Source organism: Campylobacter sp. US55 (assembly GCF_004378955.1).
GTDB classification, from domain to species: Bacteria; Campylobacterota; Campylobacteria; order Campylobacterales; family Campylobacteraceae; genus Campylobacter_D; species Campylobacter_D jejuni.
In genome coordinates this window covers 15,376-40,564 of record NZ_RYYF01000003.1, presented here as the reverse complement: position 1 = coordinate 40,564, position 25,189 = coordinate 15,376, and the positions used below count along the sequence as shown (strand labels likewise).

Below are 25,189 nucleotides of genomic sequence, written 5' to 3'. Positions count from 1 at the left end.
ATATGCAAATTAGCAATTTAGGTGAACTTTTAAACGCGACACTCATTCATGAAGGTAGCGTTTTAAGCGTGGAAGGTTTTGCCATAAATTTAAACGAACTTAAAGCAGGCTTTGCCTTCTTTAATAACGATAAAAAAGAAATTGCCCAAGCTATAAAAAAAGGCACTTATGCCATAATTACAGAAAATGACATTACTATTGAAGATAAAGAAATTTTTTACTTTAGAGTAGAAAATCTAGAACAAGCTCTTGTAAGATTTTTACGCTTTTTTTGTGAAGATAAAGAATATGAATTTTTACTTTTTAAATCTTACGAACTAAGTCTTTGCAAGGCTTTTTATTTTAACATTTTAAAAGGAAATATTTTTGCTGATTTTGAAAAACTAATCAAAGCAAAAAAGGGTGAAATTTTTTGCTACTGTGAAGAAAATTACTTAAATAAACTTTGTGCCTATTCTCATAGTCTAAAAGATGCTAATTTTACCTTATTATCGCGATCTAGCTTCTTTTTTACAACTTTGATTTGTGAAAATTTATATTTTAAAAATCTTAATTTGCCTTTTTTTTACGCAAATAGTTTTGCAAAAATTATTTCTTTTTTAAAAGAAAAAAGTCAAAAAATAATATTTGACTTTAATAAGATTGATGATTTTAAAATTTATTTTATTGATGATAAATTTGAAATCACTCCTTTTGGTTCAAGCTCTCAAGCGTTTATTGTAAGCAACAACCAAAATACCTTTGAATTCTGGAAAGAAAAATTTAAAAACATAAAAGACTTTAAAATTGCTTCTAAAAATTCTTTATTTTGTGATTTTTCCTATAATCAGCTTTCAGATTTAAGAAAATTAAAAAATTTTAAATATTGTTTAATTCTTGAAAATTATGATATTTTTGAACAAGAATTTGAAAACAAAGAAAATCAAACCCCAAGCTTATTTTAAATTCACTCCTTCATTTTCAAGCAAAAATCTTTTTATTTCAAGCCCTCCATTATATCCTCCTATGCCATTGCTTGCAATAACTCTATGACAAGGTATAAAAATAGGAATTTGATTTTTAGAATTTGCATTTCCGACAGATCTAAAAGCTTTGGGATGATTAATTTTTTCTGCTATATCTTTATAAGTAGCTATTTTGCCATAAGGAATTTTCATTAAAGCCTTATAAACCTTTGATTCAAAATCTGTACCTTGTATCAAAACAGGAATGCTAAATTTTCTAAGCTTATGAGTAAAATATAAATCAAGTTCATATTTTGCTAAGTCAAGCAAACTACAATTTTTTTCTGATTTTTTATTATCACAAAAATCGACTCTAGTTAAAAATTTTCCATCACTATGTAAAGATAGGTAACATAAAGGCATTTTATAATAAACTTTAAACATTTTTTATCCTTCAAAGAGCTACAATTATAATAAAAAATATTTAAGGAGTAGAAAATGTCTTTTATGCAAGAATACAATAAACTTGTTGAAGAAAGAGCCGCTTTGGGTATACCACCCCTTCCTTTAAATGCAAATCAAACTAGAGAACTTTGTAAATTACTTGAAAATGAAAATAATGAAGAGCTTGCAAATCTTTTAGAAAATAGAGTAAATCCTGGTGTTGATGATGCAGCTTTAGTAAAATGTGAATTTTTAGATTCTATACTTAAAGGCAAAATCAGTGCTCCAAATATAGACAAAAAAAGAGCCTTAAGAATGCTTGGAACTATGCTAGGCGGATATAATGTTAAAGTTTTAATCGATGCCTTAAAAGATGAAAACATAGCCAAAGATTCTGCAGAAGTGTTGAAAAATATTATTTTTGTTCATGATAATTTTCATACCATAGCTGAACTTAGCAAAAACAATCCACACGCTAAAGAAGTTTTACAAAGCTGGGCAAATGCGGACTGGTTTAACAAAAAAGAAAAATTACCTCAAGTGATTAAATGTATAGTTTTTAAAGTAGCAGGGGAAACAAATACCGATGATCTAAGCCCTGCAGGAGATGCTTTTACAAGAAGCGATATTCCTTTGCATGCAAATGCCATGCTAAAGGTAAGACAAGCAGGATCCTTAGAAAAAATCAAAGAGCTTAAAAAAAGCGGTCGCGAAGTGGTTTATGTAGGTGATGTTGTAGGAACAGGTTCGAGTAGAAAATCAGCAATAAATTCTATACAATGGCACTTAGGAAAAGAAATAGAAGGGGTACCAAACAAGCACAGCGGTGGTATAGTAATGGGTTCAACCATAGCACCGATTTTCTTTAACACTGCTCAAGATAGTGGGGCTTTACCTATCATCTGTGATGTAACAAACTTAGAAATGGGCGATGAGTTTGAAATTCATCCTTATGAGGGAAAAATCATAAAAAATGGCTCTACAATTGCAGAATTTACACTCAGTCCAAACACTCTCTTAGATGAAGTTAGAGCAGGAGGAAGAATCCCACTTATCATAGGTCGTGGGCTTTGTGCTAAGGCTAGAGAATTTTTAGGAATGGAAAGTGAAAATATCTTTACCAAACCTGAACAACCTAAATCTTCAAGCGGTGGTTATACCTTAGCTCAAAAAATGCTAGGTCGTGCCTGTGGAGTTGAAGGTGTGCGTCCAGGTATGTATATAGAACCTATGACTTTAACTGTAGGCTCTCAAGATACCACAGGTCCTATGACTAGAGATGAAATTAAAGAACTTGCAAGCCTAGGTTTTAATGCAGACTTTGTAATGCAAAGCTTTTGCCATACAGCTGCTTATCCAAAAGTAAGCGATTCAAATTTACATAAAACCTTGCCCAATTTCATGACAAGTCGTGGTGGGGTGAGTTTAAAACCAGGTGATGGGGTTATCCACTCTTGGCTTAATCGTTTTGTATTGCCAGATACCGTAGGAACGGGTGGGGATTCTCACACGCGTTTTCCTATAGGAATTTCTTTCCCTGCAGGAAGTGGACTTGTGGCTTTTGCCGCGGTTACTGGTTCTATGCCTTTAAATGTACCTGAAAGTGTTTTAGTGCGTTTTAGTGGGGAATTACAAGCTGGAGTTACCTTAAGAGATTTGGTTAATGCTATACCTTATTATGCAATCAAACAAGGACAACTTACCGTTGAAAAGAAAAATAAGAAAAATATTTTTGCAGGAAAAATTTTAGAAATAGAAGGCTTGCCAAACTTAAAAGTCGAACAAGCTTTTGAACTTAGTGATGCAAGTGCTGAAAGATCTGCAGCTGCTTGCAGTGTGGATTTAAGCATAGAAAGTGTAAGCGAATATATCAAATCCAATATCTCTTTAATTGAAGCTATGATAGAAGCAGGATACGAAAATAAAGCTACCCTTGCCAGAAGGGCTGAAAAAATGAGAGAATGGCTTAAAAACCCTACTCTTTTAAGAGCAGATAAAGATGCAAAATACGCTTATATTATAGATATTAATCTTAACGACATTAAAGAGCCAATCCTAGCTTGTCCAAATGACCCTGATGATGTGGCGACTTTGAGTGAAATTTTAGCCGATGATAAGCGTCCAAAAAATATAGATGAAGTTTTTGTAGGCTCTTGTATGACAAATATAGGACATTATAGAGCTTTGGGAGAAATTTTAAAAGATAAAGGCATACTTAAAACCAGACTTTGGGTAGTACCTCCAACAAAAATGGATAAAGCGCAACTTACTAATGAAGGTTATTACAGCATCTTTGGCGCAGCAGGTGCTAGAATAGAAGTTCCTGGTTGTTCTTTATGTATGGGTAATCAAGCTAGAGTAAATGATGGAGCTGTAGTTTTCTCAACTTCTACAAGAAATTTTGACAACCGTATGGGAATGGGCGCTAAAGTATATTTAGGCAGTGCAGAACTTGCAGCAGTTTGTGCGATTTTGGGTAAAATTCCAAGCAAGGAAGAATATTTACAAATTGTCAGCGAAAAGCTAAGTGATGAGCATAAGGCAAATATCTATAGATATTTAAATTTCAATGAGATTGAAAATTTCAAACTTGAAAATTAATTCAAATTTAATACTTATTTGGATTAAATAACAAAATTAAAATTTTCAAAGGAAAAATATTGAAGTTATTATTCACTTCCTTTTGTTGTTTTGCAAGTTTAATGGCTAGCGATGCCATTAACTGCGACAACATTAAAAATAATAAAACATTGCTAAATGAAAGTTCAAATTTAGATTATTTAAATATAGCTTCAAGCTGTAAAGAATCTTTAAAAAATCAAGATTTTACAAAAAAACTCTATGCGATTTCCAATGAAATTCGCGGAAGCAATAGCTCTTGTAATGGTGTGGCTTATTTGCCCAAATTACAACAATTTGATTTTTTATTATTAAAAATAGCTATCGATCCCATCGCTTATCAAAAAACTTTAGATACACCCGAAAATTTAGAAAAAAAATATGATATTTTAAAATCTTATTTTAGATATTGGGCATATCAAAGTATAGGAAATTTTAGACTTTACAAAGCTTTTTGGAAAGAATATAACAATGCTATAGAACCTTTAGAAAAGTATTTTGAAAGTAATTTTAATTTTGACAAAGGTAGTAATATTTACTATACTAGCAATGCCTTAAACGAATTTTTAAATTGGGCTGTTGGTGAAACAAAAATTTACAAAGACATTAGTCCTTTAGCAAAAATCATGTCAAATAAAAATTATTCAGTATCTTATATACAAGATTTTATTTTTTCAAATAATCCAAGTCAAGATGATCTTACTATAGCCTTGCAAGCAGCGCTTTTAAATCAAAGAGAAAAAGAAATTTTAGAACTTTTGATTCGTTTTGGTGCTAGGATTGACGAAGGTTATGAAAGTGCTATTTTTTATGCATTGGAAAATTATGAAAATACAAACTTTTTAATCCAAAATGGAGCAAATGTTAATCAAGCCAATGCCTTTGGTAAAACCCCACTTTTTTATGCCATAGAGTTTAATCGTCTTGATATCATAAAACTACTTCTTGATAATGGAGCAAATGTTAATCAAAAATATATTAATAACAATGAAAAATTAGCATTAAGTGCGAACATAGGTTCAAATACGCCTTATTTTATTACATTTTGCGCTCTAGAGCATACTTCAAAAAATGTTTTAATGCATGCTGCGGCCTATGGAAATGTTGAAATTTTAAAACTTCTTATTTCAAAAGGAGCAAATTTTAATGCTGTTGATGATCTTGGTTTTAATGCACTCGACTTTGCGCTATCAGCAGGTAAAAAAGAAAATGCTGATTATCTAAAAAGCTTGGGTTTAAAAGCAAACGAAAATCTATTTTACGGAGGTAGTTTAGAATGAAAACCGCATTTATTACAGGAGCTAGTTCAGGTTTTGGTAGAGCTTGCGTTGAAGCTTTTATACAAGAAGGCTACAAAGTAATCGCCCTTGCTAGACGCAAAGAGCGTCTAGAAGAGTTAAAAAATGCTCACAAAGATAAGATTTACACGCTTTGCATAGATGTAAGAAATCAAAAAGAAATCTTTGAGGCTATTGAAAATTTACCCAAAGAATTTCAAGAAATTGATGTGCTTTTTAATAATGCAGGTTTAGCTTTAGGGGTAGATGAATTTGATAAATTAAACCTTGAAGATATTAACACTATGATTGATACAAACATCAAAGGATTTTTATATGTTGCAAAAGCTGTTATTCCTATACTTCGTAAACAAAAAAATGCTTATATTTTTAACTTAGGTTCGGTTGCAGGAAGAAATCCTTATTTTGGAGGCAATGTGTATTGTGGAACCAAAGCCTTTGTAGGACAATTTTCATTGGCCTTAAGAAATGATCTTAGAGGAAGCAATATCAAAGTAACAAACATTGCTCCAGGACTTTGCAAAACTGAATTTAGTGAAGTGCGTTTTAAAGGAGATATCCAAAAAGCTGATGCAGTGTATGAAAATACGCAATTTATCAGTGCTAATGATATTGCCAAAGTGGTAATGTCTATCATTAACCTACCAAGCCATATTAATGTTAATGAAATCGAGCTTATGCCGGTAACACAAACTTGGAATGGATTTTATATAGAAAGAGATGAATGAATAAATTTTTAGTTTTATTGTTTTTACCTTTAGTTGCATTTGCAAACTCCTCAGAAGCAGCTGCAAATGCTAATTTATTTGGAGTTTTTACGCTTATACCGCCTTTAGTTGCTATTGCTTTAGCCTTTATCACAAAAGATGTTATTTTGTCACTCTTTGCTGGAGTTTTAAGTGGAACTTTTCTACTTAGCCTTTCTGCAAATATTTTCAAAGCACAACATTTAGCTTTTGTAAATTTTTATAATACTGCAGTAGAATCTTTTTCAAAGATTATTTCTTATATCTTAGGTTCAACTTCTGATCCAGTAAATGCGGGAATCATTTTACAAATTCTTTGTATAGGTGGTCTTGTGGCGCTTATCACAAAAATGGGTGGTGCAAAAGCTGTAGCATTAAAATTTGCCAAAAGAGCCAAATCAGCTGTATCAGCTCAAGTTAATACTTGGTTTTTAGGGCTTTTAATATTTTTTGATGATTATGCTAATTTACTGATCGTAGGTCCAATTATGCGTCCTTTGGCGGATAAATTTAAAATTTCTCGTGAAAAATTTGCCTTTATTATCGACTCTACCGCAGCTCCTGTAGCAGGAATAGCTGTAATTTCTACTTGGATAGGCTTAGAAGTTTCTTTAATTAAAACCGCTTATGAACACATAGGCATTAGCGATATTAGTGCTTTTGGAATTTTTGTTGAAACCATACCTTATCGTTTTTATAATATCTTCATGCTTTTTTTTGTAGTCATGACTGCAATCATGGGACGTGAGTTTGGTTCTATGTACAAGGCTGAAGTGCGTGCAAGAACCACAGGACAAATTGCTCCTCTACCTAAATCAGGCACACTAGATACTGCTGAATTAGAAGATCAATTTTTAGCACCAAAAGAAGGTATTAAAATTCGTGCTTTTGATGCTATTGTTCCTATTTTTACTTTAATCATTTTAGCTATATTAGGATTTTATTTTAATGGACTTAGCACTTTAGAAGGCGAAGAACTTGCAAAAGCAAGTGCTAATCCTTTGTCTTTTGAAACTTTTAGGGCTGCTTTTGGAAATGCTGATTCTTCTGTGGTGTTATTCCAAGCTGCTTTGTTTGCTGCTATTGTAGCGATTTTTATCGGGGTGCGTCGTAAAATTTTCAATCTTAAAGAAGCGGTAGAAACTTGGATATATGGCTGGAAAACCATGATTTTTACCATAGTATTGCTTTTATTTGCTTGGTCGCTTTCAAGTATAGTAAAAGATCTAGGAACTTCTTTATTTATCACTAGTTTGCTTGCAGATAAATTGCCTGAGTTTATTTTACCTGCTACTATTTTTGCTTTTGCTTCAGCCATTTCTTTTGCCATAGGAACAAGCTATGGAACTATGGGGATTTTAATGCCTTTGGCTGTGCCTTTAGCTCATGAAATCGCCAAAATCAATGGTATGGATGCAAATGCTATGCATCATTATATGGTTATTAATATAAGCTGCGTTTTAACAGGTGCGATTTTTGGAAACCATTGCTCACCAATTTCAGATAATGTAATCCTTTCATCTATGAGTGCAAAATGCGATCATATGGAGCATGTAAGAACACAAATTCCTTATGCTTTATTTATCTGTGGCATTTCTTTAATCGCTGGATATATTCCTGTATCTTTAGGACTTAGCGTTTGGTTTGTCTTGCCTTTAAATTTCATACTTATTGCGCTTTTATTAAGACTCATCGGAAAGAAAGTTCCATGAGTCTTGAAAATTTTGGAAATTTTCTCACTTTAGATGAAAAACACTCTTTCATAAAAAAATATTTTAAAGAATTTTATACAAAGGATTTTAAACTTTTTGCCTCAAAAGATAAACATTATCGTACAAGAGCTGAACTTTCATTTTATCATGAAAACGATACGCTTTTTTATGCAATGTTTGATCCAAAAAGCAAAAAAAAGTACATTATAGAATATTTAGATTTTGCTGATGAAAAAATTTGTGCTTTTATGCCAAAACTTCTAGAATACTTGCGTCAAGATAATAAATTAAAAGAAAAACTTTTTGGCGTGGAGTTTTTAACCACAAAGCAAGAACTTAGCGTAACCTTACTCTATCATAAAAATATAGAGGATATAAAGTCAAATTTAGAAAATTTAAGCAATATTCTTCATATCAACCTTATAGCAAGAAGTAAAGGCAAAAAACTTATTTTTAAAACAGAAAATCTAAGACAAACTTTAAATATTCAAGATAGAAAAATATTTTATGAATTTAACAACGATTGTTTTATTCAGCCTAATACTGCTATAAATGAAAAAATGATTACTTGGGTGTGTGAAATTTTAAATACTCAAAAAAGAATGGATTTACTTGAGCTTTACTGTGGATATGGAAATTTTACTTTAGCTTTAGCACCATTCTTTTTTAAAGTTTTAGCCACTGAAATTTCAAAAAACAATATTAATTTTGCTTTAAAAAATTGCAAACTTAACAATACAACAAATATCTACTTTGCAAGACTTTCAAGCGAAGAATTAAGTCTTGCTATCAAAAAAGAAAGAAAATTTTTTCGTTTAAAAGATATTCGATTAGATGATTTTAATTTCTCTCATGTTTTAGTTGATCCACCCCGTGCAGGACTTGATAAAAGCGTAATTGACTTAATAAAAAAATATGAAAATATTATTTATATTTCTTGCAATCCTATCACTTTAAAAGAAAATTTAAAAGAATTAAGCCTAACACATAGAGTGGAAGAGTTTGCTCTTTTTGATCAATTTGCCAATACTCCACATCTTGAATGTGGAGTATTTCTTAGCAAGGTATAAAAAAATAATTCATTAATTTGGCCAGTATTACTATCGCGATACAAAGCACAAATACAAAAGGGTGGATAAAAGCACCAAGCGGGTTTTTCTTCTTTAATATAAAATGACAAAATAAAGAAAAAACAACTAAAGATAAAATTCCAAAAGCCAAAATAATTTTTACAGCAAAAAGTAAATTTAAAGGTTTAAAATGAAAACCTGCCAAAGCACCTCCGCTTAAAAAAAGCAAAAGAACCACAAAAGGCATTATTTTAACTCCAGTAGCACTAAAAAGACTTTTGTCAAAATTAGGGTTTTTCTTTTTAACTACACCCAAAACAAATACATCAACAAACAAATAACCTATAAACAAAATAGCACAAAGAAGATGTATTGTTAAAGTATATGGATAAAATTCTTCCATTTTTCCCTCCTTATTAAACTTCGGAATTTGCTATATTATAACACTTTTTTCATTTTTTGAATTCACTTTTAGTTAATTTTTTAATCATTTAAGATAAAATACCAAAACAAAGGTTAACAATGAACGAAAAAGAAACTATCTCTTATATTATAAATACAAGTAAAAATATTGCCATATTTGCTTTAAGTCCAGATAAGACAAAAGCTTCTTATAGGGTAGCAGAATTTTTACAAAGAAAAAATTATAAAATTTTTCCTATTTATCCTAAAGAAGAGTTTATTTTAAATGAAAAAGTTTATAGAAATTTAAATCAAATAGAAGAAAAAATCGATACACTTATACTTTTTAGAAAAGGCGAAGTAGCACTAGAAATTCTTTCTAAGCTTATTGAAAAAAATATTAAAAACCTATGGCTTCAACTTGGCATTAGTAATGAAACAGCCAAAGAAGAATGTAAAAAATTAGATATAAATTTTATACAAAATCGTTGCATTATGCTAGAATATCCACATTTTAAAACAAAGGAAAAATAGTGTTAGAGCTTAATAAAATTTACAAAGCAAAACAACAAATTTCAGGGTTTGTAAATAAAACTCCTTTCATACACTCTTCTTTTTTAAGTAATATTTGTCAAAGTGAGATTTATCTTAAAAATGAAAATTTACAAATCACAGGTGCTTATAAAATTCGTGGAGCTTATAATAAAATAGCCAATCTTAACGCTGAACAAAAACAACATGGAGTCATTGCGGCAAGTGCGGGAAACCATGCTCAAGGCGTGGCCATTAGTGCAAAAAAATTTGGCATTAAAGCAGTTATTGTAATGCCAGAATCCACTCCGCTCTTAAAAGTTTCTGCTACAAAAGCCCTAGGAGCAGAGGTGATACTTAGAGGGGACAATTTTGATGAAGCTTATACCTTTGCAACCTCTTATGCTAAAGAAAATAATCTTAGCTTTATCCATCCTTTTGAAGATGAATTTGTAATGGCAGGACAAGGAACTTTGATGCTTGAAATGCTTGATGAAATAAGCGATCTTGATATGATTATCACACCTGTTGGTGGTGGAGGACTTATAAGTGGTATCGCAAGTGCAGCTAAACAAATCAATCCAAACATTAAAATCATTGGAGTTGGAGCCAAAGGAGCTCCTGCAATGTATGAAAGTTTTCATGCTAAAAAAATCAAAAATGCAAAAAGCGTACGCACTATAGCCGATGGTATTGCTGTGCGTGATGCAAATCCTATAAATTTTAACATTATTTTAGAATGTGTAGATGATTTTATACAAGTTGATGATGAAGAAATCGCTAATGCGGTATTGTTTTTACTTGAAAAACATAAGATCATAGTTGAAGGCGCAGGAGCTGCAAGTGTAGCCGCCCTGCTTCATCAAAAAATAAATACACAAAATCGTAAAAAAATTGGCGTAGTTTTAAGCGGAGGCAATATCGATGCACAAATGCTAAATATCATCATAGAAAAAGGTTTATTTAAATCTTATAGAAAAATGCAAATTCATGTTACTTTAGTAGATAAACCCGGGGCATTATTACACCTTACAGATAGCTTAAAAATAGCCAATGCAAATATAGTAAAAATCGACTATGATAGATTTTCCACCAAGCTTGATTATGGCGATGCGATGATTTCAATTACCCTAGAAACCAAAGGTAAAGAACATCAAGAAGAAATAAGAAAAATTTTAACCCAAAAGGCCTTTAATTTCTATGAAAGTTTTTAATAACATATACGGCTTAAATAAAGCCCATTTGGCGGTGCTAAAAAGTGATTATATTGCTTTTTGGCCTCAATCTGTTCTTTGAGCTCTTTTTCACTCATTTTTCCTTCTAAAACCTTTAAAACACTTGCTACACTTAATCTAATTTGCCCTCTTAAAAAACCATTAGCTTTAAAATGAAAAATGCTAAAATCTTTATAAGCATAAGCTCTAGCAATAAAAATTTCTCTTAAAGTCGTTTTATTATCTCCTCCACTTTTGCAAAAAAACTTTAAATCCTTTTTTCCCACAAAAAAACCCAAAAGCTCGTTAGCCTTATCTAAGTCAAATTTAGGATAAAAATGTACATAAGAAGCCATAAAAGGACTATAAGAAGAATGAGAAAATATATAGCGATATTCTCTACTTTTTACATCAAATCTTACTTCAAAATCATCTTTTACTTTTTCAATTTTTTTGATATGGATAAAAGGATGGGAAAATTTATTAAGCTGTTTTTGAAGATATTCTAAATTTACAAAATGATCTCCACACTCCACACTAGCTACAGCATAGCTTGCATGTACTCCTTTATCTGTACGAGAAGCCATCAAAAGAGGTGAAACAATACCCAAATGCGATAAGACCCCACTTAAAGCATCTTGAACACCTTTTTTATGAGGCTGAGTAGCAGAACCTAAAAAAGCAGAGCCATCATAAGAAAATATAATTTTTATTTTCATCAATAACGACTCAAAATCATTTTCTTAAAACAATAAGCCGAAACAAATAAACTTAAAGAAAAAATTCCAAGGCAAGCCAAAATTGGAGGTTGAGAAAAAGAACTTAAAAGTCCAAAATATATAGCAATCACTCCAAACATACCTAAATACACATAGCCTTTTTCATAACGATAAGTAACCAAACCAAAACAAAGCGCAAAAAGCGTACTAGCAAGTGGAAACAAGGCTATAGTTGTATAAATCACAAATTCTCTTGCTCTTTGTGGATTTTCGTTTAAATCATTCCAGTATTCATAAAATTTCTTTGTTTGAAGATTGTCTGTATTAAACTGAGTATTTACTACTAAAGTGTCAAATTCTCCACTAAAAATACTTTGACCTTGCTCAAAATTATACATTTTGCCTTGATTCAAGCTAAAAGCAAAGCTATCATCTTTTCTTTGCACATGCGCTTCTTTGGCTATGATAAGTTGTTCTTTATCATCTGCTTTATGTTTAGGGCGATACATAATTATGTTTTCATACTTATCGCTATCTTGTTTTTCTATAAAAATCATCCAGTCTAAAAATTTTTGTCCAAATTCTCCTGTTTTGTAGTTAAATTTCACTTGAGTGCTTTTATAGTTTACAAAGTTATCCTGAAGTTCAAATACTATAGGTATCATTACCAAAGCCACAACAAGCATAAAAGCACTAATCAAGCTTGCAATTTTAAGGAAAAATTTTGCCAAAATCATTGGTGAAAATCCCAAAGTAAAAAGTACTATGCTTTCATTTTCCTTAGAAAGCCTAAACAAAGCCAAAGTTAAAGAAATAAAAAAAGATATAGGCAAGGTAAAAATTAAAATTCTAGGCAACATAAACCCATAAAGCTTTAAAAGATCCAAAAAACTAATCTCTATGCTTGAAGTAAGTTTTGCAAGTTGAATAAAAAACACCATAGATACAATAGCAAAAAGTACGAAAAATATAGACAAATTCGTACTTAAAAATTGATTTAAAACATATCTTAAACTAAGCTTCATTAGAATAATCCTAAGTTTTTATAAAATAAAACTGCCACAAAAGCGATATTTAAAAAGGGTATCATAGCAAGTTCTTGCTCTTTTATTGCTTTAATTTTAAAAAAAATAAAAAAAGGCAAAGTTAAAATAGAAGCTATAAGTAATACTAAAAATCCATACTCAAAACCTAAAATTCCACCTATACAAGACATAATGATAATATCAGCATCACCCAAATTTTCTAAAATTTCATCTTTTTTTCGGAAATTCATTAGAAAAAAAACCAAACTTTTTAATAAAAAAACAAATCCTCCAAAACTAAAAGCATTTAGCAAAAAACCTCCGCTAAACTCTTTAAAAATCAAAAAATGTAAAATTTCACTTTCCCTAAAGGCGCAAAAAAAAGCAAATAAAAAAGCGCTCCAAAGTAAAATTTGTGGTACGGCTTTGAGTTTAATATCAATTAAAGAAAGCAAGAAAAGATTAAATAAAAATAGAGATAAAAATAAAAAATCATAAAAATTTTGACTTAAAGAATAAGCCAAAATAAGCAAAATTATGCCTAAAATTTCATTAATTAACAAAGAAATAGGCAAATGACATTTGCAAGTTTGACATTTTGCCTTTAAAAAAACATAAGAAAAAATAGGAATAATTTCATAGTATTTTAATTTTGTATCGCAAGAAAAACAAAAAGAGCGCGAGATAAAAAAGGGCTTTTTTTCAATTATCCTACTTGCCAAACTTGTGCAAAAAGAACCCAAACAAGCCCCTAGAATTATTATGAAAAATATCATTTTCCAAAAGTTCTTTCTCTATTTCTAAATTCTTTAATAATCCTTTTAAATTCTCTCTTGGTAAGAGATGGAAATAAAGTTTCACTAAAATAAATTTCAGCATATGAACACTGCCAAAGTAAGAAATTTGAAAGCCTTTTGGCATTTCCAACGCGAAGCATCAAATCCACATCTAAAGGTAAATCCAAATTTTGCGTTAAATTTTCTTCATTTAGCTCAAATTTTTTTTCAATCACACGCTTAGCAGCTCTTATAATTTCATCTCTTGCACCATAACTTATAGCCAAATTAACACAAAGTGCGTCACAATGCTTTGTTTTTTCTTCAACTAAGGTAATTTTTTCTCTTACTTTATCTTCCAAACGCGATAAATCACCTATAGCTCTTAAACGCACATTATTTTTTTCAAATTTTTCTAAAGCTTCATCTAAACAACGATCTAAAAGTTCAAAAATAAAATCAATTTCATCTTTAGGGCGCTTCCAATTTTCCGTACTAAAAGCAAAAAGGCTTAAATTTGAAATATTTTCTTCCATGCAAACTTCCATCAATTTTTGCATAGTTTTAACTCCTTGGGAATATCCAAGTTTTGCCAAAAAACCCTTAGCCCTAGCCCAGCGCCTATTACCATCCATAACAACAGCAAGGTGTTTTAATTCATTCATTTTTCATCCTTTAAAATCAAAAAGCCTTTTAAAAACAAACAAAGGTTCAATCTTGTTTTCTTGTGATACATTAAAATCTAAATGTTCGTTTAAAAATTTTTGCACCTTAGCAAAAGGTGTAAAAACACTAACACCTTGTGAATCTATCAAAATTTTCAAAGCTCCAAAAACACTAAAATATAAGTAAATTTCTAAATATTTTGCTCTTTTACGCATTTGAAATAAGCAAGATTTATTTTCAAAGATAAAAGGAATATGATAAATATTTTCAAAACTTGCAAAAAGCATTTCTTTTAATATCTGATAACGCTCTATATCTTTACAATCTAAAAGATTTTGTATGATGAATTTTTTATAAGAAATTTTATCCTCTAAAATAGCGATTATCAAAGCCAATCCCTCTTCAAAAGGTTTGAAATTAGGACGCTTTGAAAGATGTTTAAATTGTATAACTCCACCATTTTGCATATAAAGTTCGGCTAAATATTCAGCGCCAATTTCAAGCTCTATCATGCTTTTGGTTTGAATCTTTTTGTGATTTAACAAAAGCGTATAATGTCCATAGCCTGATTTAGCTAAAACTTTCATTTGTATAGGCAAGGTAGAATTAATCATACTCATAATTTTTCACACCATTTTACTAATTCAAATGCCAATTTTTCTTTGCTTTGCAAAGTGCTTTTATTTTCATTGTTTAAAGTGATAAAATAAAGCTCATTTTGATCACTTCCAAAATAATTTTTTTGATCAATGATATTAAGGCAAACCATATCAAGTTGCTTATCTTTTAAAGATTTTTTCGCATTTTCTAAGGCATTTTGAGAATCAAATTCCATCTTAAAACCTATCTTTTTACCTTGAAATTTGCAAGTTTTAAGCAAATCATCATTTAAAGATAGGTGTAAATTTAAACCCTGTAAATGCTCATTTTTTTTAATTTTTCCTTTTGTACTTTGAGGGATAAAATCACTCACCGCAGCTGTCATAATCAAAAAGTCATGACTTAAATTTTTATCCAAAAGCTCCTTTAGATCCTTAGAACTTTCAAATTTACAAAACTCATAAGGCGTATCAAATTCCACAGAGCTTAAAAGTTTTACCCTAGCTCCTAAAAAATAAAAAGCATCAGCTATGGCTTTTGCCATTTTTCCACTTGAAAAATTACTCACACAACGCACATCATCGATTCTTTCCCTTGTGCCGCCACCTGTGATAACTACACTTTTATCGCACCAAAACTTTTCTTTTAAAAGTTCTCTTTTGGTGATATTGAAAATATCCTTAACTTCAGCTAAGGCTCCTACGCCTTCATCTTTACAAGCTAAAACTTTACAAATAGGCTCTATAATCAAAGTTTTATTTTTTTTAAGTATCTTTAAAGAATTTTGTGTGCTAAAATGATGAAACATATTTGTATTTGCCGCAGGAGCTATGATAAGAGGTTTATTTGCTGCGATTAAGGTTTGGATAAAAAGATTATCCGCTATACCAAAAGCAAGTTTATTGATAGAATTAACACTTGCAGGGGCAAACAAAACAAGATCTGCATCCTTACTAAAAGCTATGTGATTGTTTGAGTTTTGCCAACTTTCATTTTCCTCGCATAAAATCTCATCAGCCAAGGCTTCAAAACTCATTTTGCTAGCAAATTTTAACAAACCATTAGAAAGCAAAACTTTTACCCTAAAGCCTTCTTTTTTAAACAAAGAAATAAGCTCGTAAGATTTATAAAAAGCTATACTGCCACTAATGGCTAAAAGTATGGTTTTCATTTTTGAAATTTCTTATAATAATAATCTTTTATCATTTTATGCTCTGCTCTATTGATAAATAAAGCACCTTTTTCTACATTAACACTTACTGTGCTTCCTGCTGCTATGATCACTTCATCTTCGATTTTTACAGGTGCGATAAATTGCGTATCAGAACCTACAAAAACATTTTTTCCTATGATGGTTTTATGCTTTTTTACCCCATCATAATTACAAGTGATAGTCCCACAGCCTATATTAGTTCCACTATCTATCTCACAATCTCCCAAATAGCTCAAATGCCCTGCTTTTACGGTATTTAACTTCGCATTTTTGCATTCTACAAAATTTCCTATATGAGTGTTTTTTAACTCACAATTTGGACGCAAATGTGCCAAAGGCCCTACATCGCTATTTTCTACAATGGAATTTTCTATCACGCTTGAACTTTTAATGATAGAGTTTATAATCTTACTTTTACCCTCTATCCTTACATTTTCATATACTTCGCATTCACCTACAAATTCAACATCTGTACCTATAAAAGTGCTTTGCGGTAAATGAAAAATCACTCCCTGTTGCATCCAGTGTTTTTTAATTTTTTCTTGCATGAAATTTTCAGCTATACTGAGTTCAAATTTATCATTAATCCCCATAAATTCATCTTCATCTACAAAAACCGCTTTAATCATCACATCTTTTTCTTTTGCTAGTTTTACAATGTCGGTTAAATAATACTCTTTTGCCGCATTATTGTTATCAATCAAAGGTAAAAGCTCTTTTAAAAGCCTCGAGTCAATCACATAAACCCCAGAATTGCAAGTATTTATCTCTTTTTCTTGTGTATTTGCATCTTTAAATTCAACAATTTTTTCAACGCTATCGTTTTTTATCACCACTCTGCCATAACTTTTAGGATCTCTTGCTTTAAAAACTGCTAGATTTAATTTTGCATTATTACCCAACAAAGCTTCCAAACTTGTTTGCTCAACCAAAGGCATATCGCCACAAAGAATCAACACTCTTTCATTTTTAGGCTCAAACCCCCTTAAAGCTCCCGCAGTTCCTGGATAATTTTGCAAGTCTTGCTCTAAAATTTGTGTTTTTGGAAAATGTTCTAAAATTTCTTTTTCAACGCGTTCTTTTTGATGCGATAAAACTACACTTACATCATCACTTAAAGCAAAAGCCTTTTTTAAAATGTGTAAAATCATACTTTTTTGACAAAGCTCTTGCAAAACCTTTGGCTTTTGTGATTTCATTCTAGTGCCTAATCCTGCCGCTAAAATCAAAATAGAAGTTTTCATTTTTTACCTTTGTTATTAAGAAGTCTAAAAGACTATTTTAGCAGTTTAAAGTTAAAATCCTAATACCCTTAAACTAGTTTTTAGTCATCAAAAGATAAAATTTAAATTTCTTTAATAAAAAACAAAAAAAGGTTTTTAAATTTTGAAAAAAATATTATTATTTTTACTTTTAAGCATGAGCTTATTTGCTGCTGAAGCAACTATCCCTACAGTAAATTTAAGCTTAAGTGCACCCAATACACCTAATCAGCTTGTTACTACTTTAAATATAGTGATTGTTTTAACCATACTTGCACTCGCTCCAAGTATAGTTTTTGTTATGACTTCTTTCTTGCGTCTTATTGTGGTATTTTCATTTTTGCGACAAGCTATGGGGACGCAAAGTATGCCACCTAACACTATTTTAGTAACCTTGGCTTTAATTTTAACTTTTTTTATCATGGAACCTGTAGCTACAAAATCTTATAATGAAGGTATAAAACCTTATTTAGCAGAAAAAATAGGCTATGAAGAGGCTTTTATAAAAGGAGCAAAGCCTTTTAAAGATTTTATGCTTAAAAATACTCGCGAAAAAGATTTAGCCCTTTTTTATCGCATACGCAATCTACCCAATCCCAAAACCATAGATGATGTTCCCCTTACGGTTTTAGTTCCTGCTTTTATGATTTCAGAGCTTAAAACTGCTTTTGAAATAGGGTTTTTAATCTACCTACCTTTTTTAGTCATAGATATGGTTGTAAGCTCAGTTTTAATGGCTATGGGTATGATGATGCTACCTCCTACTATGATCTCTTTACCTTTTAAACTCTTAATTTTTGTATTAGTGGATGGATGGAATTTGCTAGTGCAAAGGCTTGTGGAAAGCTTTGTAACCTAAGAAGGAAAATCCTTCTTAGAAAAAGAATTCTAAATTATTCTTTTTAAAAGTATCTTTAACATCTTTAAGATATTTTTCTCCTAAAGAATCAAAAAGCCCATCTTTTTTGCTTTCTGCAATAAATTCATCAAGCTCTTTTTTAAGTTCTGCATTACCTTTTTGGACTGCTATACCCCAAAACTCAGGATTTTCTTGAAAAGGTGCCAAAATGGCTCTAGTTGTATCTTGATGTTTTTGCCAAGTGCGATAAATCGTAAGTTGATCATAAAAAAATCCATCAGCCTTACCTTGAATCACTTCCAAAATAGCAGCATTTTCTTTATCAAATAAATTAATAGTTGCATTTTTTAAATTTTTAACCGCATATAAATGCCCTGTAGAACCACGCTTTAAAGCCAAAACTTTGCCCTTTTTATCTAAATCTTTGATATTTGTAATATCAGAGCTCAAAGGAGCTAAAATAGCCAAATTTGCCTTAGCATAAGGAATGCTAAAATCCACCACTTTCTTTCTCTCATCGGTAATTGTCATAGAAGACATGATAAGATCTATCTTGGCTGTTTTTAAAGCAGGTATTAAACCATCCCAAGCGATATTTTTTACTACAAGTTTATAGCCGTTTTTCTTTGCAAAAGCTTCTAAAAAATCCACACTAATTCCACTTGCTTTGCCTGTTTTATCGCTCATTTCAAAAGGCGGATATCCAAGCTCCATTCCTACAACCAAATCTTTTGCACTCAAATTTAAAGCAAAAAAAGAGATAAAAATCAAAATAATTTTTTTCATAATTTCCTTTCAAATTTTTTTGTAAAAAAATTATACTAATTTTATCTTATTTTGTTATTAGCAATTTGCTTCAAACTTAAAAAATTAATACTTCCTAAACCCTAGTTTGTCCTATAAGATTATTAAGTCTATCCGCTATAGAATCAGCAAAAGAATTTATACTTTCATTACTTGCTTTCCAACCATTAGCTTTTGCTTGATTAAACTGATTATCAAACCAAGCTCCACCATAACCTATGCTTGCATTTTGCCAAGTAACTCCTTTTTCCATTGCATAAATACCTGCATCAAGCCAGCCATCTTGTGCATAGCCTTTTAATAAACTTGCAAAATCAACCTTACCTGTCATGATATCATCTAAGGAAGTTAATGATCCATCAAAGCTTTCTTTAGCCATAGCTTCAGCATAAGACTTAGCTATAGGATTTAATGTTGCACTACCTTCTCTTGGCAATACACCCGTTGATTTTAAAAAACTCATAAACAAAGCTTCTTTAGAGTAGCTTCCATCTTCATTTTGTGGATAAACTGACATATCAGGATTAAAAGTATCTATTGCAGTGTCTTTATCTAAATTTTGAGTTTGCATACTTTGCGGAGTGAAATTTAATGGTTGTAAGCCTATATTAATATGTCCAAACATTCCTAATTGTTCTGCTTCATTATATTGCTCTTGTGTATTATAATAGTTTGTTATTGTTAGCTTATTATAATTTTTCGGCATAATACCTATAGTTTTAGATGATAATTCACTAATTCCCTTAGGCATAGAATTTATATCTGCTTCAGTGAAACTTGTTTTATTGGTATCATTAAAAGTATGATTAACAATTTGATTAAATTGATTATAGTATTGTTTTATGGTATCAGCCATATCGATATTGGTAAAATAGCGAGAAATTCCTAGCTGTTCTTTTATGTCTTGATATTGTGCTTCATTAAAGTTATATATCTCATCCAAAGTAGATTTATGTATCTTAAAATCTTCAGGAAGTCCTGCAGCTTTGTTAAAATCTTCTCCCATATAACCATCTTTATCTACACTATAACCATAGGCTGTATTGGTAGAAGTATTACTTATATCTGCTTGTTTATATTTTAGAGTATAAATAGAGTTTTTAAATTCGCTAGATATATCATAATTAGGAGAACTTGTCTTACTACTTGTACTAAAATTAGTGTTATTGCTAGTATTTGTTGTATTAGTAGAATTTAATACTTCACTTCTTGCTAGAGTTTGTGAATTTGCATTTTGAATTTCATTTAACTTACTAGCATTTTGTTTTAAAAAAGAATTAGCAAAACTTATTTTGGAATTTTCTTTACTTTCTTTATTGGCTTTACTTTGTGAAAGTATAGAATTATAATTTGAGTTATCACTGATGCTAAAGATACTCATATTAATTCCTTAATTTAGATTTTTTTGCCTTCAACCTAAATATATTAAAATAATATAAGCAAGATCTGTTCCGTTTTGGGGTGGAGTTATTTTTCTAAATAAATTTTTAAAGCCCTTTCATAGTCTTCTTTAGTATCAATCCCCATGCTTGTTGTTGAAATTTCAAGCATTTTGATTTTTTTACCATTTTCTATAGCTCTTAATTGCTCTAATTTTTCCGCTCTTTCAAGTGCAGAACTTGATAAAGAACAAAATTCCCTTAAAGCTTTGACACTATAAGCATAAATGCCTAAATGCCCTTTAAAACTTTCCTCGTAATTTTCTCTTTCATAAGGGATTTTAGCTCTTGAAAAATACAAAGCATACCCTTCTTTATCACAAAGCACTTTAACCAGATTAGGATCCATAGCTTCTTCTTGAGTAATTTTTTTATAACAACTCGCCATAAAAGCTTTTTTATCCAAGCAAGAACTTGCAAATTCTTTAAATTTTAATAAATTTTCACATTCTATAAAAGGCTCATCAGCTTGGACATTGATAATAATCTCATCATCTTTTAAAGCTAGTTTCTTACAAGCTTCATTAATCCTATCCGTACCACTTTCATGATCTTTGCTTGTTAAAACCGCATTTAGACCATATTCTTTAGCGATACTTAAAACCTTTTCATCGTCTAAAGCTATACAAACTTCATCTACATTACTTACCCTTCTTGCAGTAGCCACAAACATAGGCACTCCACCTATATCACATAAAATTTTCTCATGAAAACGACTTGATTTTAATCTTGCAGGGATAATAATCATTTTTGCATCCAATCTAAAATTTCTTTTTTTATATTTCTGGCTTCAAATACCTTTTCATCGCTATTTTTCAAATCAAATAAAGCCAAAATTTCATCTTTAACTTGGACATTAAACTCTTTAGCTATAAATTTTAAATCTTCTTTTTCATTCTTAGAATCCCTATCATATAAAGCTTTTATCATACTTGGAGTAAATTTTGTCCATTCTGCTGTAGAAGTGATAATGCTAGGTTTTAAAGGATCAAGCATTTTAAAACAAGTTGCGGTATGCGGATCGATTAAAATCTTGCTTTGTTTGATAAATTGCATACATTCTTCATCGGTGCAAAAATCCGCCTCAAAATCTTCTTGCAAACTTTGTAATTCTTCTTTTTCAAGTTTAAAATATCTCTCATTTTTTAACAAATTCATCAGTTCTTTAGTTCTTTTATCTTTAAATTTCGCAAACAAAAGTCTTTCGATATTAGATGAAATAAGTATATCCATAGCTGGAGAAATAGTCTTCTTAAGACTTTTTTCACGCAAATCATAAACGCCCTGATTAAAAAATTCACTCAAAATATTATTCGCATTTGAAGCGATTTTGATTTTTGAAATTTTAGCTCCCATTTTTTTAGCATAAAAAACCCCTAAAGCATTGCCAAAATTTCCACTTGGAACGATGATTTGTACTTCTTCTAAAAACTCATTAAAAAGTTTTAAACTCGCATAATAATGATAAATAATCTGAAATAAAATACGCCCAAAATTTACAGAATTAGCTGCACAAAGCTCATAATTTAAAGCTTTAATTTCGTTTTGAAAATCTTTTGAAAAAAGCAATTCTTTTAAAGTGCGTTGCGCTGCGTCAAAATCCTCATCTATGGCAAAAACTTTCAAATTATCCTTATCTAAAGCTTGCATTTGCAACTCTTGAACTCCACTTGTGCCACCTTTTGGATACATACAAGCTACTTTAACATTTTTTGCATTTTCAAAACTTTTTAAAGTTGCAGGCCCTGTATCGCCACTTGTAGCACAGATAATTAAAATATTCTTATCCTTTGAAAATTCGCTTAAAAGCACGCCAAAAGGCTGTAAAGCCATATCTTTAAAAGCTCTTGTAGGCCCATGCCAAAGCTCGTTAATATAGGTTTTTTCAGAGATTTTTTGCAAAGAAATAGGTGTATTTTTATCATCAAAGCTTTCATAACTTTTCAAAGCCTTTTTAAAAAGCTCTTCTTCGCCAAAACCAAAACTTTCTATAAGCTTTAAAGCAAAATCTTTATAAGATAAATTGGCATATTTTTCTCCTTCAAAAATAGGTAAATTTAAAGGCGAATAAAGTCCTCCTTCTGGAGCGTTTGGGTTAATCAAAGCTTCCTTAAAGCTTGATACATTATTTACATTTCTACTCTCGACCAATTTCACTGTTCAAACTCCTTGATATAAGTTTTTATTTTTTCTCTTAATGAATCTTTTAATTCTATATTTAATTCTATAATTTGACATTTAAAACCAAAATCTTTAACTTTAACAAAATCCTTAAAAGTAAGCATTAGTGTATCGCAATTATGTTTTTTTAGCAAATTTTCTAATTCTTCTTTTTTAAACTCATAATGATCTTTAAAAAAATAACAAGCCCTTGCTTTAATAAAATGCTCATACAATCTAAAAGGTTTAGCAATAGCAGTTACCAAAACAGCCTTTGGATTTTCTTTTACAAAAGAATAACGCACAAAATCTCTACCTTCTAATGCAATAAAATCAGCCCTTTTTTCATAAAATTTTGGCAAACGATAAGCTCCACTTGGTAAAGTAAAATTAAAATAAGGTTTGATTTTACTTTCAAGTAAAATATCAAATTTTTTAATATGAAATTTAGAAAAAGCATCATCAAGTACAACGATTTTAGCTCCCAATTCAAAAGCTTTTTCAATACCTTTTACTCTATCTTCGCTCACAATCACACCTTTGATATTTTCTTCAAAAGCATACTCCATAGCTTCATCGCCACTTTGTGTTAAGGTGCATAAAATTTCATTTTGATTTTTAACAACAAACAAACCTTTAGACTTTCTTTTATAGCCTCTAAGTACTATAAAAACGCCATCAAATTCCCTTGCTATAGCTTTGCAAAGCGGGGTTTTTCCATTACCCCCAAAACTTAAATTACCAACGCTAATAACAGGTTTTTTAAAAACTATTTTTTTACGAAAAAAAGTATTTAAAATCGCAAAAAAAGCATAAAACACACTTAAGGGAAAAAGTATAAAAGCAAGGCATTTTTGCCAAAAATTAGGCTTAAAAAAATAATTATCAAGCCAAAGTTCATAATTTTTTTCTTCACTCATTGTTTAAATTTCCAAAATTTCAGGCATTTTTCCCTTAAAAGCATTTTTTTGCATGCGATTTTTTAATATAGCAATCAAAGAAGGATCAAGCGTTCTTAAAAGTTTTTCATCATTAGTTTCTAAGGCTTTTAAGCCTTCATCGATTTTTGCATAAGAAAAACCTAAATCCCCCTCATCGCTTTGATTTTCCCAAAGATCCGCACTTGGAGCTTTTTTAATAAAATTTTCATGCAAGTTAAGGTATTTTGCTAAGGCATAAATTTCACTTTTATAAAGCGATCCTATAGGATTAAAAGCACAAGCTAAATCCCCATAAATCGTACCATAACCCAAAAGTAATTCGCTTTTATTAGAAGTGCCTATGACTAAAGAATTTTTCAAAGCAGAATAATCATAAAGCAAACTCATTCTAATACGAGCTGCAAAATTTCCTAACGATACTAGAGTAGTATTTTCACTTTGCTTTATAAAAGCATCTAAAATGCTTTGAATTTCTATGATTTTATATTCAAGATTTAAATCCGCACAAAGCCTTAAAGCATCTTCAAGATTGGCTTTATTTGAAATTTGAGTTGGCATTAAAAGAGCAAAAACATTCTCTTTTAAAGCTCTTTTACAAAGCGTTGCTACCAAAGCAGAATCAATCCCGCCACTAAGCCCCAAAACCACACCTTGACTTTGAGAATTTTTCACTTTTTCTTGTATAAAATCACACATTTTTTCCGTAATCTTTTGCCAATCCATAAAGCTTGCCTTTTAAAAATTTAATGTATAATTATATTTATTTAAGGCAAATTTTTCGTTAAAGAGGTAAAAAATGCAAATTATCAAACAAGCTTGTGGAGTTTATGAAACTAATTGCTATATTTTATTTACCCCAAAGGGTGAATTTATCATTGATCCAGGAACTGATGCACTTTTATTTATCAAACAACATGTAAAAAATCCTTTAGCGATTTTAAATACTCACGGGCATTATGATCATATTTGGGATAATGCCAAGGTTAAAAAAGAATACAACATCCCCATTTATATTCACAAAAATGATGCTTTTATGCTACATGATGATTTCAATCAAGGCTATGATTCTAGCGATGCGGATTTTTTAGTAGATAATGAAGATATTTTAAATATTTGCGGAGTTGATTTTAAATTTCACTTTTTACCAGGACACACACCAGGTTGCACTATGATAGAAATTGTAGGTAAAAATATCATGTTTAGTGGAGATTTTTTATTTTATAGAAGCATAGGAAGATGGGATTTTCCTTATTCAGATGCAAATTTAATGAAACAAAGTTTAGAAAAAGTTATGACTTACAAAGAAGATTTTAAACTTTTACCAGGACATGGACAAGAGACTACTTTAAAAGAAGAACAAGTCCATTTACCCTCTTGGCTTAGATACTTTTAAGGTATATTAAAATGGAATTAGATCAAATTTTATTATATGCTTTTATTTTTTTAAATCTTTTTGCCCTTTTTGGTTTATTTTTGGGAAATAAAAAGAAAAATCAATTTAACGATAAAAAATTTTATAAAATCTGCCCATGTAAAAAAATGGCAGAAAATGGATCTTTAAGTACGATTTGTATTTATTCAGCTGTGGGAGGATTTTTTTACAGCGTATTATCTATAGGTTTTGTAGGTTTTGGCAATTGGACTTTAAATTTTATTTTTTTACTTGCATTATTAAGTGTTTTTTTAGGATGGAAATTAAAACTTGATTGAAAAATATTTTTAAGAAAAATCCATTGATTTTTCTT

26 protein-coding genes are annotated in these 25,189 nt (G+C 30.3%); 11 read left to right on the top strand and 15 right to left on the bottom strand.

The annotated features are described in order from the left end of the window. Positions 1 to 2: 2 nt before the first annotated feature. Entirely contained in the window at positions 3 to 944 is a 942-nt protein-coding gene (locus tag ELQ07_RS02825; protein ID WP_134224694.1) for a hypothetical protein, read from the top strand. Here ELQ07_RS02825 and ELQ07_RS02820 read toward each other — a convergent pair. Continuing rightward, positions 936 to 1,388 (bottom strand): methylated-DNA--[protein]-cysteine S-methyltransferase, encoded by a 453-nt coding sequence (locus ELQ07_RS02820; protein ID WP_088303877.1) that lies wholly within the window; start codon positions 1,386 to 1,388, stop codon positions 936 to 938. The genes ELQ07_RS02825 and ELQ07_RS02820 overlap by 9 nt on opposite strands. A 54-nt stretch (positions 1,389 to 1,442) precedes the next feature. Here ELQ07_RS02820 and ELQ07_RS02815 point away from each other — a divergent pair, with 54 nt between their 5' ends. The 5 genes from ELQ07_RS02815 to trmA are packed head-to-tail and all read left to right on the top strand — an operon-like array spanning position 1,443 to position 8,833. Then, a complete protein-coding gene (locus ELQ07_RS02815; RefSeq protein WP_052785901.1) occupies positions 1,443 to 3,989 on the top strand; it encodes a bifunctional aconitate hydratase 2/2-methylisocitrate dehydratase in 2,547 nt (848 codons plus the stop codon). Between the two features lie 59 nt (positions 3,990 to 4,048). Further along, a complete protein-coding gene (locus ELQ07_RS02810) occupies positions 4,049 to 5,287 on the top strand; it encodes an ankyrin repeat domain-containing protein (RefSeq protein ID WP_002892514.1) in 1,239 nt (412 codons plus the stop codon). Continuing rightward, on the top strand, positions 5,284 to 6,033 hold the full coding sequence (locus ELQ07_RS02805; RefSeq protein WP_002872837.1) for an SDR family NAD(P)-dependent oxidoreductase: 750 nt from the start codon (positions 5,284 to 5,286) through the stop codon (positions 6,031 to 6,033). The genes ELQ07_RS02810 and ELQ07_RS02805 overlap by 4 nt, the downstream gene beginning before the upstream one ends. Further along, positions 6,030 to 7,763, top strand: a complete 1,734-nt coding sequence (locus ELQ07_RS02800) for a Na+/H+ antiporter NhaC family protein (RefSeq protein ID WP_044779268.1) — start codon at positions 6,030 to 6,032, stop codon at positions 7,761 to 7,763. Before ELQ07_RS02805 ends, ELQ07_RS02800 begins: the two co-directional genes overlap by 4 nt. Next, entirely contained in the window at positions 7,760 to 8,833 is a 1,074-nt protein-coding gene (gene trmA, locus ELQ07_RS02795; RefSeq protein WP_088303878.1) for a tRNA (uridine(54)-C5)-methyltransferase TrmA, read from the top strand. The genes ELQ07_RS02800 and trmA overlap by 4 nt, the downstream gene beginning before the upstream one ends. Here trmA and ELQ07_RS02790 read toward each other — a convergent pair. After that, entirely contained in the window at positions 8,820 to 9,236 is a 417-nt protein-coding gene (locus ELQ07_RS02790; protein ID WP_002856751.1) for a membrane protein, read from the bottom strand. The two genes, trmA and ELQ07_RS02790, sit on opposite strands and share 14 nt — an antisense overlap. 119 nt (positions 9,237 to 9,355) lie before the next feature. Between ELQ07_RS02790 and ELQ07_RS02785 the strand changes: the two genes are divergently transcribed. Together ELQ07_RS02785 and ilvA are read left to right on the top strand one after the other, a co-directional pair. Continuing rightward, positions 9,356 to 9,769 carry a CoA-binding protein gene (locus tag ELQ07_RS02785; protein ID WP_070317191.1) on the top strand — a complete coding sequence of 138 codons (414 nt, stop codon included), beginning with the start codon at positions 9,356 to 9,358 and terminating at the stop codon, positions 9,767 to 9,769. Next, positions 9,769 to 10,980 carry a threonine ammonia-lyase gene (gene ilvA / locus ELQ07_RS02780; RefSeq protein ID WP_134224693.1) on the top strand — a complete coding sequence of 404 codons (1,212 nt, stop codon included), beginning with the start codon at positions 9,769 to 9,771 and terminating at the stop codon, positions 10,978 to 10,980. The genes ELQ07_RS02785 and ilvA overlap by 1 nt, the downstream gene beginning before the upstream one ends. On the opposite strand, the gene truA is transcribed toward ilvA, so the two are convergent. The 7 genes from truA to glmU are packed head-to-tail and all read right to left on the bottom strand — an operon-like array spanning position 10,977 to position 17,223. Next, positions 10,977 to 11,702, bottom strand: coding sequence for a tRNA pseudouridine(38-40) synthase TruA (truA, locus tag ELQ07_RS02775; protein WP_072238681.1), 726 nt, complete (start codon positions 11,700 to 11,702; stop codon positions 10,977 to 10,979). The two genes, ilvA and truA, sit on opposite strands and share 4 nt — an antisense overlap. Next, the gene (locus ELQ07_RS02770) at positions 11,699 to 12,724 is read right to left on the bottom strand and encodes an LptF/LptG family permease (RefSeq protein ID WP_002856798.1); all 1,026 of its coding nucleotides are present in this window, start codon (positions 12,722 to 12,724) and stop codon (positions 11,699 to 11,701) included. The genes truA and ELQ07_RS02770 overlap by 4 nt, the downstream gene beginning before the upstream one ends. Then, on the bottom strand, positions 12,724 to 13,500 hold the full coding sequence (locus tag ELQ07_RS02765; protein WP_070317194.1) for an A24 family peptidase: 777 nt from the start codon (positions 13,498 to 13,500) through the stop codon (positions 12,724 to 12,726). Before ELQ07_RS02765 ends, ELQ07_RS02770 begins: the two co-directional genes overlap by 1 nt. Then, the gene (gene uppS, locus ELQ07_RS02760; protein WP_134224692.1) at positions 13,497 to 14,165 is read right to left on the bottom strand and encodes a polyprenyl diphosphate synthase; all 669 of its coding nucleotides are present in this window, start codon (positions 14,163 to 14,165) and stop codon (positions 13,497 to 13,499) included. The genes ELQ07_RS02765 and uppS overlap by 4 nt, the downstream gene beginning before the upstream one ends. Positions 14,166 to 14,168: 3 nt before the next feature. After that, positions 14,169 to 14,786: a hypothetical protein gene (locus ELQ07_RS02755; protein ID WP_002892499.1), complete on the bottom strand. Its 618-nt coding sequence runs from the start codon at positions 14,784 to 14,786 to the stop codon at positions 14,169 to 14,171. Beyond that, on the bottom strand, positions 14,783 to 15,937 hold the full coding sequence (gene coaBC / locus ELQ07_RS02750) for a bifunctional phosphopantothenoylcysteine decarboxylase/phosphopantothenate--cysteine ligase CoaBC (RefSeq protein WP_134224691.1): 1,155 nt from the start codon (positions 15,935 to 15,937) through the stop codon (positions 14,783 to 14,785). The genes ELQ07_RS02755 and coaBC overlap by 4 nt, the downstream gene beginning before the upstream one ends. Beyond that, positions 15,934 to 17,223, bottom strand: a complete 1,290-nt coding sequence (gene glmU, locus ELQ07_RS02745; protein ID WP_070317197.1) for a bifunctional UDP-N-acetylglucosamine diphosphorylase/glucosamine-1-phosphate N-acetyltransferase GlmU — start codon at positions 17,221 to 17,223, stop codon at positions 15,934 to 15,936. Before glmU ends, coaBC begins: the two co-directional genes overlap by 4 nt. A gap of 142 nt (positions 17,224 to 17,365) precedes the next feature. On the opposite strand from glmU, the gene fliP reads away from it, so the two are divergent. Further along, positions 17,366 to 18,100, top strand: a complete 735-nt coding sequence (gene fliP, locus ELQ07_RS02740; protein WP_002852529.1) for a flagellar type III secretion system pore protein FliP — start codon at positions 17,366 to 17,368, stop codon at positions 18,098 to 18,100. A 15-nt stretch (positions 18,101 to 18,115) separates the two neighbouring features. Here the strand turns inward: fliP and ELQ07_RS02735 are convergent, their stop codons facing one another. The 6 genes from ELQ07_RS02735 to ELQ07_RS02710 all read right to left on the bottom strand — a co-directional run bounded on the left by ELQ07_RS02735 (position 18,116) and on the right by ELQ07_RS02710 (position 24,167). Beyond that, positions 18,116 to 18,886 carry a transporter substrate-binding domain-containing protein gene (locus ELQ07_RS02735; protein WP_038817250.1) on the bottom strand — a complete coding sequence of 257 codons (771 nt, stop codon included), beginning with the start codon at positions 18,884 to 18,886 and terminating at the stop codon, positions 18,116 to 18,118. A 94-nt stretch (positions 18,887 to 18,980) separates the two neighbouring features. Further along, positions 18,981 to 20,285, bottom strand: coding sequence for a hypothetical protein (locus ELQ07_RS02730; RefSeq protein WP_134224690.1), 1,305 nt, complete (start codon positions 20,283 to 20,285; stop codon positions 18,981 to 18,983). Between the two features lie 86 nt (positions 20,286 to 20,371). Then, complete coding sequence (kdsB, locus tag ELQ07_RS02725; protein WP_002861453.1) at positions 20,372 to 21,091, bottom strand: 3-deoxy-manno-octulosonate cytidylyltransferase; 720 nt, start codon at positions 21,089 to 21,091, stop codon at positions 20,372 to 20,374. Next, entirely contained in the window at positions 21,088 to 22,500 is a 1,413-nt protein-coding gene (thrC, locus tag ELQ07_RS02720) for a threonine synthase (protein ID WP_134224689.1), read from the bottom strand. Before thrC ends, kdsB begins: the two co-directional genes overlap by 4 nt. Continuing rightward, positions 22,497 to 23,423, bottom strand: a complete 927-nt coding sequence (locus ELQ07_RS02715) for a tetraacyldisaccharide 4'-kinase (RefSeq protein ID WP_002933583.1) — start codon at positions 23,421 to 23,423, stop codon at positions 22,497 to 22,499. Before ELQ07_RS02715 ends, thrC begins: the two co-directional genes overlap by 4 nt. A gap of 3 nt (positions 23,424 to 23,426) precedes the next feature. Next, positions 23,427 to 24,167, bottom strand: coding sequence for an NAD+ synthase (locus ELQ07_RS02710; protein ID WP_044261690.1), 741 nt, complete (start codon positions 24,165 to 24,167; stop codon positions 23,427 to 23,429). Positions 24,168 to 24,240: 73 nt separating this feature from the next. Between ELQ07_RS02710 and ELQ07_RS02705 the strand changes: the two genes are divergently transcribed. After that, complete coding sequence (locus tag ELQ07_RS02705; RefSeq protein ID WP_070301009.1) at positions 24,241 to 24,837, top strand: MBL fold metallo-hydrolase; 597 nt, start codon at positions 24,241 to 24,243, stop codon at positions 24,835 to 24,837. Positions 24,838 to 24,848: 11 nt separating this feature from the next. Next, positions 24,849 to 25,154 carry a hypothetical protein gene (locus ELQ07_RS02700; RefSeq protein WP_002852583.1) on the top strand — a complete coding sequence of 102 codons (306 nt, stop codon included), beginning with the start codon at positions 24,849 to 24,851 and terminating at the stop codon, positions 25,152 to 25,154. Positions 25,155 to 25,189: the final 35 nt, after the last annotated feature.